This window comes from Exiguobacterium sp. E17S (assembly GCF_057772545.1).
On sequence record NZ_JBYLRU010000025.1, the window covers coordinates 1 to 266 of the forward strand.

The 266-nt window shown below is 46.6% G+C and carries 1 rRNA gene; it reads right to left on the reverse strand.

Going from position 1 to position 266, the window contains the following annotated elements:
- Positions 1-194 precede the first annotated feature (194 nt).
- A 16S ribosomal RNA gene (locus AC3B4V_RS16275) occupies positions 195-266 on the reverse strand; the annotation flags it as partial.

The window sequence follows — 266 nt, forward strand, 5'->3', positions numbered from 1 at the left end:
CCACCGTACGCCCTTCATACCTTGATCTAGCGTTGGTATTCTAAGAACACACGTCTTAAATGACATGGTTAATTAAAAGTTTGATGTCTTGTTGATGTCTTCAGTTTTCAAGGTGCGAGTGTCTCTTACGAGACTGAGAGACGAGCTCTCAAAACTGAACGATGGGCATGTCCCGTAAGGGACGTTTTCCTTAGAAAGGAGGTGATCCAGCCGCACCTTCCGATACGGCTACCTTGTTACGACTTCACCCCAATCATCTACCCCAC